The sequence below is a fragment of the Lentzea alba genome (assembly GCF_011067745.1).
GTDB lineage: Bacteria > Actinomycetota > Actinomycetes > Mycobacteriales > Pseudonocardiaceae > Lentzea > Lentzea alba.
In genome coordinates this window covers 1-12,549 of sequence record NZ_JAAMPJ010000019.1, presented here as the reverse complement: position 1 = coordinate 12,549, position 12,549 = coordinate 1, and the positions used below count along the sequence as shown (strand labels likewise).

Annotated in this window: 10 protein-coding genes; all 10 read left to right on the top strand. The window is 68.5% G+C overall.

The genetic code is table 11. The features are described from left to right. Positions 1-35 precede the first annotated feature (35 nt). A complete protein-coding gene (gene eccD / locus G7043_RS44550) occupies positions 36-1,403 on the top strand; it encodes a type VII secretion integral membrane protein EccD (RefSeq protein ID WP_166055268.1) in 1,368 nt (455 codons plus the stop codon). Further along, positions 1,403-2,836, top strand: coding sequence for a type VII secretion protein EccB (eccB, locus tag G7043_RS44545; RefSeq protein ID WP_166055266.1), 1,434 nt, complete (start codon positions 1,403-1,405; stop codon positions 2,834-2,836). Before eccD ends, eccB begins: the two co-directional genes overlap by 1 nt. Before the next feature lie 132 nt (positions 2,837-2,968). Next, positions 2,969-3,250: a WXG100 family type VII secretion target gene (locus G7043_RS44540; protein ID WP_166055264.1), complete on the top strand. Its 282-nt coding sequence runs from the start codon at positions 2,969-2,971 to the stop codon at positions 3,248-3,250. Positions 3,251-3,304: 54 nt separating this feature from the next. Further along, positions 3,305-3,601: a WXG100 family type VII secretion target gene (locus G7043_RS44535; protein WP_166055262.1), complete on the top strand. Its 297-nt coding sequence runs from the start codon at positions 3,305-3,307 to the stop codon at positions 3,599-3,601. An 85-nt stretch (positions 3,602-3,686) separates the two neighbouring features. Next, entirely contained in the window at positions 3,687-4,226 is a 540-nt protein-coding gene (locus G7043_RS44530) for a hypothetical protein (protein WP_166055260.1), read from the top strand. A 107-nt stretch (positions 4,227-4,333) separates the two neighbouring features. Further along, positions 4,334-7,732 carry a hypothetical protein gene (locus tag G7043_RS49705; protein ID WP_166055258.1) on the top strand — a complete coding sequence of 1,133 codons (3,399 nt, stop codon included), beginning with the start codon at positions 4,334-4,336 and terminating at the stop codon, positions 7,730-7,732. A gap of 2 nt (positions 7,733-7,734) precedes the next feature. Then, positions 7,735-9,183 (top strand): hypothetical protein, encoded by a 1,449-nt coding sequence (locus G7043_RS44520; protein ID WP_166055256.1) that lies wholly within the window; start codon positions 7,735-7,737, stop codon positions 9,181-9,183. Beyond that, entirely contained in the window at positions 9,180-9,650 is a 471-nt protein-coding gene (locus G7043_RS44515; RefSeq protein WP_166055254.1) for a YbaB/EbfC family nucleoid-associated protein, read from the top strand. Before G7043_RS44520 ends, G7043_RS44515 begins: the two co-directional genes overlap by 4 nt. Beyond that, positions 9,643-9,945, top strand: a complete 303-nt coding sequence (locus G7043_RS44510; RefSeq protein ID WP_166055252.1) for a WXG100 family type VII secretion target — start codon at positions 9,643-9,645, stop codon at positions 9,943-9,945. The genes G7043_RS44515 and G7043_RS44510 overlap by 8 nt, the downstream gene beginning before the upstream one ends. A gap of 34 nt (positions 9,946-9,979) precedes the next feature. Further along, on the top strand, positions 9,980-12,549 hold a 2,570-nt coding region (locus tag G7043_RS50510; RefSeq protein WP_449279978.1), incomplete at its 3' end, for a WXG100-like domain-containing protein.

The following is a 12,549-nucleotide window of genomic DNA, read 5'->3' as shown; positions in this document are numbered from 1 at the left end:
CCAAAATGGAAGAACGCACGCAGCATCGCACAAACGTGCCGACGAGGCTACGGTTCGTTCTCGGCGACAAAGCGGTGGACGTGGCACTACCGGGTGAAGTGCAGCTGGTCGACCTCCTGCCCTCCATCCTGGCCCAGTTCGGGAAGGAGTGGATCGAACAAAGCGTCGACCACGAGGGCTGGGTCGCACAGCGGCTCGGCGAACCGCCGCTGGACGAGGACAAGTCGCCCGCCGAGCTGCAGCTGCTCGACGGCGACACCGTCCACTTGCGACCTCGGGGCGAGGAGTTCGCCCCGCTGGACTACGACGACCTGGTCGACGGCCTGGCCGAACGGGCGCGCGGGGACGCGGGCCAGTGGACGCCGGAGCGGTCGCGGTGGATGCTGCGAGCAGGTGCGATGGTCGCGCTGCTCACCGGCCTGGTGGCCCTCTTCGCGGGTCCCGGCGCCTCGTCGTTCTGGCTGGTGCCCGCCGTGCTGGCACTGGCTCTCCTCATCGGTGCGGCCGCCGCGGCCCGCACCGTCGGGGACCTGGTCAACGCCACCGGCCTCGCGCTGGTCGGCATCGCCTACGCGACAGCGGCGGGGTGGCTCCTCGCGCTGTGGCTCGATCCGGCCGGCGAACTCGGCGTCTGGATCACCTGCGCCCTGGCGATGGCGGTCGCGGCGACAGTGCTCGCCCTGGTCGCGGTCGCCGACTCGGCGCTCATCTTCACCGCGGGGCTCACCTTCGGGGTCATGGTGCTGATCCCGTCGGTGATCTGGACGTGGTCGGACCTGACCGCGCAGCAGAGCGTCGCCATCGGGATCACGGTGAACGTGGTGGCGAGCCTCTTCATACCGGGCACGGCGTTCCGGCTCGGCCGGTTGAGGCTGCCGATGCTGCCCACCGAGGCGGCGGAGGTGAAGGAGGACACCGAACCGGTCCCGCACCAGGTCGTCGTCGAACGCAGTGCGATCGTTTTCGGCTATCTCAGGGCGCTCTACCTCGGCTTCGGTGTCGCGCAGGCACTGTTGCTGATCGTCCTGAACGTCCGGGGTGGACAGTGGCCGTTGATCTTCGGCGCGGTCTGCGCGTTGTTGCTGCTCATGCGCTCCCGGCACCTGAGCGGCGTGGTGCCGCGGTGGTCGTTGCTCGTGCCCGCCATCGCCGCGGTCGTGACCATCGTGCTCCGCCTGGGCTTCGGCCATCATCCGCTCGACCGCGTGCTGGCGGTGCTGACGCCGCTCGTGCTGGTCGGCGCCGCTCTGGTCGTGCTGACGTCCGTCCTGCCCGGCAAGCGGATGCGGCCCTACTGGGGACGCGCGGTGGACATCTTCGAACACGCGACCGCGATCGCCGTCATCCCGTTGTTGCTGGCGGTCCTGGACGTCTATGCCTGGGTCAGGGGGCTGAGCGGCTGATGCAGTCACGCAGAGATCAGGTCCAGGCGTACTTCTTCGTCGTCGGCCGCCTGGTGTCCGGCCTCATGCAGGGCAAACCGGACGTGCTGGAGCACCCCAACAAGCGGTTCAACGGCGGTACCTTCCTCGGCCTGCTGCTCGCGGGTCTGCTCGTGGCGATCTTCGGCATCGTCGGGTTGATGTTCCCCGGCGGCAACAACTCCTGGCGGGTGCCGGGGGCGGTGGTGCTGGAGAAGGACTCCGGAGCCCGGTACGTCTTCCTCGACGGCCAGCTGCGGCCCGCGTTGAACCTCTCGTCCGCGCTGCTCGCCGCAGGTGACGCGGGCAAACTCGTCACGGTCACCAAGAGTTCGCTCACGGGTGTGCCGGTCGGAACACCGATCGGGATTCCCGGCGCACCGGACGGGTTGCCCATGGCGGACCGGGTCAACACCTCGCCGTGGACGGTCTGCGCCAAGCCCGCCGACGAGCAGGCCGTGGCGAGCGCCGCGACCGTGACCCTGCGCCTGGACGGCGCGGAGGGCACGCCCGCGCCGCAGGACCAGGCACTCCTGGTGTCCACTCCGGACGGTGTCACCTACCTCGTGTGGCGGGGAAACCGGCACAAGATCGCGGATTCGACGATCCTGGAAGCGTTGGGCTACAACTCGGCTCCACCCTTTCGGGTGTCACCCGCCTGGCTGAACGTGATTCCCGCCGGACGTGACCTGCAACCTCCGTCCATTGCGGACATCGGCAAGCCTGGACCATTCGTCGGCGGCAAGCCCGGCCTGATCGGGCAGCTCTACGAGCTCAAGAACCCGGCGACCGGATCGGACGAGATCTACGTGCTGCAGGCGGGCGGGCTCATGCCGGTCAGCCGCAGCGTCGCCGCCATGCTGCTGATCAACCCCGCCCTGAAGGCCGCCTATCCGGACAGCTCCGTGCGGCCGGTTGAGGTGGGACCCGGCGACGTCGCGGGGGTGCGCGTGATGGACCACGACCCCATCTCGGCAGACCTGCCGACGACACCGCCGCCACTGGTGAACCTCGGTGCGTCAGGGGAACCTTGCATGAGATTCGATCCGCGGGCCGGTGCCGGCCAGCTGCCGACGCTCGTGATCCTGCCGGAATCGACGGAGAGTGATGCCGTGCCTCCGGCCGGTAAGCACACCGTGGGGACCACGGCCGACCAGGTTGTCATCCCTGTGGGTGGTGGAGCGCTGGTGCGCACCGTTTCCGCATCCGGTGCGCCACCGGGTGCCGGGTTCCTCGTCACCGATCTGGGGGTCAAGTACCCGTTGGTGGCGGACAACGTGGCGTCCATCCTCGGCTACGGACACCTGGAGCCGGCTGGAGTGCCGGCCGCGCTGCTGGCTCTCCTGCCCAGCGGGCCCGCCCTGGGCCCCGAGGCCGCGCTCGTGAGCAGGCCGATCAGCCCGCCGGGCTCCTGAGGGAAAGTCCCCGGCTTGGGTCCCAACAGGACAGATGACCCGCGCGGACCCGCATTCCCACCTCTAATTGAAGTGCGGCCGCACCTGGCGAACACCGGACGGCCTTCGAAATTCATCCAGGAGGTTACGAGAATGCCGAACACCAAGCTGACTCCGTCCGAGGTGACGGCCATGGCCGGCAGGCACCGCACGTGCGCCGACGACATCACCAACCAGCAGCGGGACCTCACCAACCACATCAGCACCCTGACGTCGGTCAACAGCGGCCGGATGATGCAGCGGCTGCTCGAGGTCCACCAGGAGTGGGACCGCCTCACCAAGGACATCGTCGGCAACCTGACGACGATGGCGACCACGCTCGACAGCGTCGCCTCCGACCTGCGCAGCCAGGACGAGGACAACTCCAACCTCTGACGTCCATTCGGGACACCAATACTTCAATTCTTCTTTACCTATCAGGAGTGAACTGTGGGAAGCGGCCTGATCAATTACGACTACGCCTCGATCTCCGACGGTGTGAACCACATGCGGAAGATCAACAGCAACATCCGGGACCAGGTGGGCAACCTGCGCAAGCAGGTGCAGGAGCTGCTGGGCGACTTCACCGGTGCCTCCGCGCAGGGCTACGACACCTGTTCGCAGAAGATCGCGCAGGACTTGACGAAGAGCAACGAGCAGCTCGACACGTTGGCGGGCAAGGTGCACACCGGTTCCAACAACATGAACGACAGGGACCGCAGCCAGTCGCGCCGCTTCCAGCACTGATGCCACGGGTGGTGCCGGACGTCCCGTGTCCGGCACCACCCGGCTCCATCATCGCAGTAGTCCCGGTATCCCAGAAAGGGCCGACATGGCTGGTAGTGACCGCACGCACATCGACCCGGAGGCGGTGCGCTCCGCGGCAGGCGACATCGGTGGCCTGCTCAGTGACATGTCACCGTTCCAGAAGTGCGCATCCGCTGAGACGAAGGCCGGAAACTTCGAGACCGCGACGTGGCTCGAGGACGTGGTCCACAACAGGCAGACGAGCCTGCTGGAGCACGCGACGCACGTGAAGCTGGTCCTCGGCAACATCGACGACAGCCTCAAAGGGGTCAGCGACACGCTCGAGCAGACCGACGACACGAACTGCAAGCAGCTCGACCGCGTCGTCGGGCACGAGGTCAACGTGCTGAAGGTCGACTCCTACAACAGCGGCAAGACGGCCAAGGAGGTCACCGGCACGCCCACCTGGGACAACCAGGAGTACGACGGCAAGAGCTCGGAGTTCGACAACGCTCCACCGCCGACCTTCGAGCCGGAGCCGGCGGCGGAGCTGGAGCCGGCCGAAGCGCGGGAGGAACCCGAGAGTGATCCGTTCACGATGAACGACACGATCCCGACGCTGTAGCGCGATGTCGACGTTCCTCGTCCAGTTGAACAGGGTGCCAGTGCACACCGTGTACTGGCACCCACTTGAGCTGTGCGGATCCAAGACGCTGAAGCTGAGGACGTGAGATGACCACACCGGACCCAGGTGAGGAACAGCAGCTCCACGTGACCGGCGGGCCGGGCAAGTTCGCTCCGGACCCGGAATTTCACGTGACCGGCGGGCCTGGCAAGTTCGCCAACACCAACACGGGCCCGATCATCACCATCGACCCGTCGAAGATCACCATGGGTCCCGGCCCCGAGATCGGTTCGACCGTTGGCCAGGTGAACGGTCCGACGGGCGGCGCGCCCAGCCCCAACGTCGACGCCATCACGTCGATCCCGCAGTTCAAATCCGTGGCCGGCGCCGCGCTCAACAACGGTGCCGCGGAAACCTGGACCGCGCTCGCGGACGCGTTCGACGCGTCGATCAGCAACCTGACGGAGTTCCAGCAGGACTTCAACTCGGCCGTGCAGGGCGTGAAGCCCTCGTTCCAGGGCTGGGCGGGCGACCAGTTCCAGGACTTCGCGACGAACCAGATCCTGCGGCGCAGCCAGGACGTCACCACGGCGCTGGCGGGCTACCCCGCCGCGCTGCGCTCGATCGGTACGTCGATCACCTTCTTCCAGGCGCACGTCGCCGAGATCGAGGCCGAGTTCGCGTCCCGCGTCCAGACGAAGGCACAGCTCGTCGACAAGCTGGCGACGGCGATGACCACGCTGGGCGTCGAGTTCGACGCCGGGGCGTACATGACCACGGTGCTGAAGAAGGACGTCGACACCATCGTGCTGCCCGAGCTGCGGCGGGCGTTGCTGAACCTCTCCGACTCGTACTCACGCAACGGGGCCGCCCTGACCCAGTTCGACCCGAGGGCGATGCAGCCACCGCGCGGAGCGCACTCCGGCAACGGTACGCGTGGCGGCAGTGGGGGCGGAGGCGCCGGCGGCGGTACCAAGGGTGGTGACACGGGGGGTGGCAAGGGCGGCACCGGAGGCACCACCGGCGGGACCACGGGTGGCAACGAAGCAGCCGAGAAGGCTCGGCAGAAGGCCATCGCGGACGCGAAGAAGGTCGCGGACAAGGGAATTGACGACCTGCTCAAGAAGACGCCGCCCGCGGGGAGCTCGCCCGAGGCCGACGAGCGGCGCGCCGCGCTGAACGACGCCAAGAAGGCCATCGACAAGAGCTTCGACGATCTGGCCAAGCAGCCGCCGTCGACCGACGGCAACGGAGCCCAGTCGACCGATGCCGCCCGGCAGCGGGCTCTGGACGAGGCGAAGAAGGCTGCCGACGACGCGATCAACAAGCTGCAGAAGGACGACACCGGCACCAGCACTGGCTCCGGTGGGCCATTGTCGAGCTACGGCACCCCGGATGGTTCCCAGGGCTCCGGTGGGCCATTGTCGAGCTACGGCACTCCGGACGGTTCCCAGGGCTCCGGTGGGCCATTGTCGAGCTACGGCACCCCGGGCGGTTCCCAGGGCGGCGGCAGTGGAGGTAAGAAGGGTGGCACCGGCGGTACTGGTGGCACGGCCACCGACAAGACGGACACGGCGCGGCAGAAGGCGCTGAACGACGCGAAGAAGTCTGCCGACGACGCGATCAACAAGCTGAAGCAGGGGGATCAGGACGGCGGTGCCGGTGGAGGCGTCGGTGGCGGGGGAGGGGCTGTCGGCCGCAAGGGCAGCGGTACCGACAGCGAGGCGGACAAGACGCGGCAGAAGGCGCTGAACGACGCCAAAAAGGCTGCCAACGACGCGATCGACAAGCTGCAGCAGAAGAGTGCGAACGACCCGGTCAGGCAGAAAGCGCTGGATCAGGCGAAGAAGGCCGCCAACGACGCGATCGACAGCCTCAAGAAGACCGATTCCGGTGGTGCCGGCCAGGGCGGCGACGCGGATTCCGTGCGGCAGAAGGCGTTGACGGACGCCAGGAAGGCCGCGGATGACGCGATCAAGGGTTTGAACTCCGGTGGTGGGAAGGGCTCGGGTTCGGGTGGCGGTGGGCCATTGTCGAGCTACGGGAGTGGTGGCGGCTCGGGTTCGGGTGGTGGTTCGGGTTCGGGTGGCGGTTCGGGTGATGAGGCGCGGCAGAAGGCGTTGAACGATGCCAAGAAGGCCGCGGATGACGCGATCAAGGGTCTGAACTCCGGTGGCGGAAGTGGTTCCGGTTCCGGCGGTGGCTCGGGTTCGGGCGGTGGCTCGGGTGATGAGGCGCGGCAGAAGGCGTTGACGGACGCCAGGAAGGCCGCGGATGACGCGATCAAGGGTTTGAACTCCGGTGGTGGGAAGGGCTCGGGCTCCGGTGGCGGTGGGCCACTGTCGAGCTACGGCACCTCGGGCGGTTCCCAGGGCAGCGAGAGTGGTGGTGGTTCGGGTTCGGGTGGCGGTTCGGGTGATGAGGCGCGGCAGAAGGCGTTGAACGACGCCAAGAAGGCTGCGGATGACGCGATCAAGGGTCTGAACTCCGGTGGCGGAAGTGGTTCCGGTTCCGGCGGTGGTCCGGACCCGAAGACGAGTGCCGCGAACGAGGCTGCCCGGCGAGAAGCTCAGCAGCAGGCCAAGGACGCCATCAACTCGCTCAACTCCGGCGGTGGCTCCGGCTCGGGCGGCGGCACTGGCACTGGCAGCGACCCCAACTGTGACGACCCCGGCCACAAGGGCACTGGTTCCGGCTCGGGTGGCTCTGGCTCGGGCGGTGGTTCTGGTGGCGGGTCTGGTTCCGGCGGTGGTCCGGACCCGAAGACGAGTGCCGCGAACGAGGCTGCCCGGCGAGAAGCTCAGCAGCAGGCCAAGGACGCCATCAACGCGCTCAACTCCGGCGGTGGTTCGGGTGGGGGCTCAGGTGGAGGGTCGGGCGGCGGTGGGCCGTTGTCGAGCCACGGCACCTCGAGCGGTTCCCAGGGCAGCGGCGGTGGTGGTGGCGGGAACGCTGCCGCCGCGGAAGAGGCACGGAAGCAGGCGCAGGATGCCATCAACTCGCTCAACTCCGGCGGCGGTTCGCCCACCACGTCGGACCTCGCCGACTCGGCTCGCCGGGACGCACACGAGGCGATCAAGGCGCTCGACGCCACCGGGTTGAAGGACAAGACCTCCTTGTCGAGCTTCCTCGGCGGTGGAGGCAAGACCGGTGGAACCGGCGGTCTCGGCGGAAGTGGTCTCGGAGGTGGACTTGGAGGCGGCAAGCTGGGCAGCCCCGATGTCTCGCTGACGTCGGACGGCTCCGTGAACTCCGCCCGGGAACAGGGCTTCAACGTGCCCGGCCGCGGCGCGACGATCGGCGGCGAGACGATCTCCGGCCGGCCGGGCGGTGCGCCCGGCGAGTCCGGTGCGCCGATGATGCCGCCGCCGGGTGGAGCCGGTGCGGGAGCCGGTGGTGCCGGTCAGAAGAACGAACGCGAACGCACCACCTGGCTGCAGGGCGATCCCGATGACTGGCAGGACGACGACACCGGAGTGTCGTCGCCGACGCTCGGACGGAGCTGACGATGGCAACCTCACCCGATGGGCAGCTGACCTTCGAGCAGGTCCTCGAGCGCGTGCTCACCGCGGATCCGGAGAGCTTCTACGTGCAGGCGCAGGCTTTCGACGAAGCCGCGAAAACACTGCACGACGCCAAGAGCAAGCTGGCGAAGCACCGGCGGACCCTGGAGGACGCCTGGGCGAACAACGCCGAGCAGCGGTTCGTCCAGTTGGACGGGCTGGTCCGGCACCTCGAGGTGCTGCTGGGTGATGTGCCCACCTATCCGGTCATGCTGCGCCGCATCGGCGACGCCATTGTGGACAGCCGGCAGCGGTTGCTCGACTTGCAGCACATGCCGCCCAACGCGGACAAGAACGCCGAATCGGATCGCGACAAGCAGGCCCGCAAGATCCTCGACGACCTGTCCGGCACGTACCGGCGGGTCGGTGGCGAGATGCCGGAGCTGCCGGAACGCACCGCGTCGGGTCAGTTGCTGCCCATGCCGGCTCCACGTCACGCGGTCATGTTCGGTGGCGCCACGGGATGCGCACCCGTTGCCGCGAAGTCGACGCATTCGCTGCTGGGGCGCACCACCTCGCCCGCGGTGCACATGCCGGCGGAGGAGCCGGTGACCGAGCCGGTGCCGCAGGCCGCGTTCGGACGTTTCGCGCAGTACGCGACCCGGCCGGCGCCCAGCAGCGCGCCCGCCCCGAAAGCGCGTTCTTTCAACGGTTTCGCGCGCCTGGCCGATCAGGCGGATCCGGCCGCGCTCGCTCTGCGGCCGACCGCCCCCGCCCCGGCCACCGCGGAATCCACAACGCATCGTGAGCGGAGGCACGCCGAGCCCGCGGAGGTCCCGGTCGAACTGGACCGGTCGGCTAAGCTGTCCACTGTGGACCCTGCGACGTCGGTGAAGCTCGAGGTTTCCCCTTCCTCCGCCGCGTCGGCGTCGGCCGCAACTCCCGCCACGTCCGCAACTCCCGCCACATCCGCGGCTCCTGCCACGCCTGCGGCTCCTGCCGCGTCCACGGCTCCTGCCGCAACCCCTGTTCCGGATTCGGCGTCGGCGGTGCGTCCGCAGATCTCGTTGACGAGCAGTTCGGCGCTCGCGTCCGTACCAACCGCTCCCGCGGCGCCGCCCGTTGCGGCGCCACCTGCCCCTCCCGCGGCGCCAGCGGCCGCGGGCGCGCCAGGTCCTCAGCCGCATCCGCTGGCCGTGTCCGCGGCCTCGCAACTTGCTCCGGATGCGAACTCCGGGGCGAACATGATGCGCCCTGCCCTGGGCGGAGCGGTTCCGCCGAGTTTGTCGGGTCCGGTGGGACGCGGCTCCGAGGTGTGGCTGCGCGGGGACGGTACCGAGTGGACAGTCACCCACCCGGCGGCCGCTCAACCGGGACGTGACGGCACCTGCGATCACAGGCTGGGCCATACCGGCGACAGGAATGCCACCGGGCAAGGAAAGGATGCGCGATGAAGGACTGGAGCGCCGAGTACGGCTCGGTGGAGGAAGCCGGAGAGGCGGCGCTGTCCGCTCTCGATCGCGAGCACCGCAAGCTCACCGACGTGACGAACATGATCGACGAGGAGTCGACGACGGTGCGGTCCAAGGACCGTTCGGTCTCGATGGACTTCGACGGACGTGGCGAGATCACCGGAATCACGTTCCACGGCACCAAATACCGGGGCATGGCGCCTGCGGAACTGAGTCACCTGCTCGTGGAGACGATCCGCGCCGGACGTGCCCAGTGCATGCAGAAGGTGGCCGACGCGATGGGCGAGGACTTCCTGCCGGGAATCAGCTTCGCCGATCTGGCCACGGGAAAGATGGACGCCGAGGACATCTTCCAGAAGCTCGTGTCGCCGTTCCTGGGTGACGAAGCCGGCGACGGCATCCTCGGTCGTTCCCCGAAGGACACGCAGGGAGGTAGCCGCAATGGCTGACAAGACCAGGATCGACCCGGACCAGGCGCGCGCCGAGAACGCGAGGCTGAAGAACATCGCGGCGCGCTTCCAGTCCTCTGTGGACAAGATCAAGGCCGACGCCGCCGCGAAGGACGGCTGTTGGGGCGGCGACAAGTTCGGCGAGGCCTTCGCCAAGGGCTACAAGCCCGGCGCGACGCAGATGCTCGACAACTCGGGCAAGATCGACGAGGGCGTAGAGGGCGCGACCAAACAGATCGACCAGACCATCACCGAGTTCGAGAAGACAGACGAGAACAACTCGAAGAACCTTTAACCCCAAGCACATCTCGGTCGGATAGGTCCTCACCATGGCCACGCATTTGCCGCACGGGCTCCAGAAGCTGCTGGAGTTCACCGTCGGCATGCCCTGGCCAGAGGGCGACGAGCACGACATGTGGGACCTGGCGGACTCGTGGCGGACCTTCGCCGGCGAACTGGAGCAGCTCGCCTCCGACCTGGGTGTGGAGGCGGGCGCCTTCGGTGAGGCGATCCAGGGCGAAACCGGAGAACAACTTCAGAAGTTCCTGAGGGACTCGCTGGGCGACTCGGCGAGCCAGATGAAGGACGGCGCGGAACAACTGGCGAAGGCGCTGCAGAACGGCGGCGCCGACATCCAGAAGACCAAGATCATGATCATCGGGATGCTGGCCATCCTGGCCGCGACCCTGGCTTCCCTGTTCGCCTCCCTGTTCGGCTCGATCTTCGCCCCGTCGGTCATCGCCGCCGCCCGCGTCGGCATCGGCGTGCTGCTGCGCGCGTTGGTGCAGAAGATGATCGATGCCGGCCTCGCCGCCATCCTGCGCCAGATCGCGGTGAAGGTCATCACGAACACCGCCATCGGCACCGCCTTCATGGTCGGCCTCGACGCGGGCATCCAGGGCGGCCAGATCCTCACCGGACACCGCGACGGCTTCGACAAGGAATCCCTCAAGGGCTCCGCGATCGGCGGCGCGATCGGCGGCGCACTGAGCGGCCTGGCCGAGGGCTTCGGCGGCGTGATCGGCAAGTTCGGCGGCAACACCCTCGCCCACCTGCCCCGCGGCCTGCGCACCACCATCAAGCCCCTGGGCAACACCGGCCTGCAAATCGCCGCCGCAGCAGCCAGTAACCCGGCCACCAACCTCGCGACGCACAGCTCCGACGGCAACGTAACCGACGGCATCTTCGGCGCCTTCGAGCCGGGCGGCGGCGGCCGCCCGCACGCCAAGGTGCCGCACATCGACCCGGTGAACATCCGCCCGCTCGATCCGATCGCGCCGCTGAAATCCCCTGAGAACATCAACACCACGTCGCCGACTACGACGTCGCCGACTACGACGTCGCCGACTACGACGTCGCCGACTACGACGTCGCCGACTACGACGTCGCCGACCACGACGTCGCCGACCACGACGACCAGGCCGAACACCACGAGCGCGCCGCCGACGACTAGGCCGAACACCACCGCCGGACCGGCCAGGATTCCGGTGGTGGCAGAGCCAGTGACCACCAACCGGGTCACCGATAGCCGCGGCCGGGAAATCGGCTCCAGTTTCACCGGCAACAGCAGTACTCCGGTGAACACCACAGCCCAGCCGAATACGACGACGTCGCCGACCACCACGCCGACCACATCGTCGCCGACCACCACGTCGACCACCACGTCGCCGACTACGACGTCGCCGACCACCACGTCGCCGACTACGACGTCGCCGACCACCACGCCGACTACGACGTCGCCGACCACGACGTCGCCGACTACGACGTCGCCGACTACGACGTCGCCGACCACGACGTCGCCGACCACGACGTCGCCGACCACCACGTCGTCGCCGACTACGTCGACCACCACGTCGACGCCGACTACGTCGACCACCACGTCGACGCCGACTACGTCGACCACCACGCCGACGCCGACTACGTCGACCACCACGCCGACCACCACGTCGCCGACCACCACGTCGCCGACCACCACGTCGCCGACCACCACGTCGCCGACCACGACGTCGCCGACCACGACGTCGCCGACTACGACGTCGCCGACTACGACGTCGCCGACTACGACGTCGCCGACTACGACGTCGCCGACTACGACGTCGCCGACTACGACGTCGCCGACTACGACGTCGCCGACTACGACGTCGCCGACCACGTCGTCGCCGACCACGACGTCGCCGACCACGTCGTCGCCGACCACGACGTCGCCGACCACGACGCCGACCACCACGTCGACGCCGACTACGCCGACCACGACGTCGCCGACCACGACGTCGCCGACCACGTCGTCGCCGACCACCACGTCGCCGACCACGACGTCGCCGACCACCACGCCGACCACGACGTCGCCGACCACGTCGCCGACTACGCCGTCGCCGACCACGTCGTCGCCGACCACGTCGCCGACTACGACGTCGCCGACCACGTCGTCGCCGACCACGTCGTCGCCGACCACGTCGTCGCCGACCACCACGCCGACGCCGACTACGTCGCCGACCACCACGCCGACCACCACGTCGCCGACCACCACGTCGCCGACCACCACGTCGCCGACCACCACGTCGCCGACCACCACGTCGCCGACCACCACGTCGCCGACCACCACGTCGCCGACTACGCCGTCGCCGACCACGTCGTCGCCGACCACGTCGTCGCCGACTACGACGTCGCCGACCACGACGCCGACCACCACGTCGACGCCGACTACGCCGACCACGACGTCGCCGACCACGACGTCGCCGACCACGACGTCGCCGACCACGACGTCGCCGACTACGACGTCGCCGACCACGACGTCGCCGACCACCACGCCGACCACGACGTCGCCGACCACGTCGCCGACTACGCCGTCGCCGACCACGTCGTCGCCGACCACGTCGCCGACTACGACGTCGCCGACCAC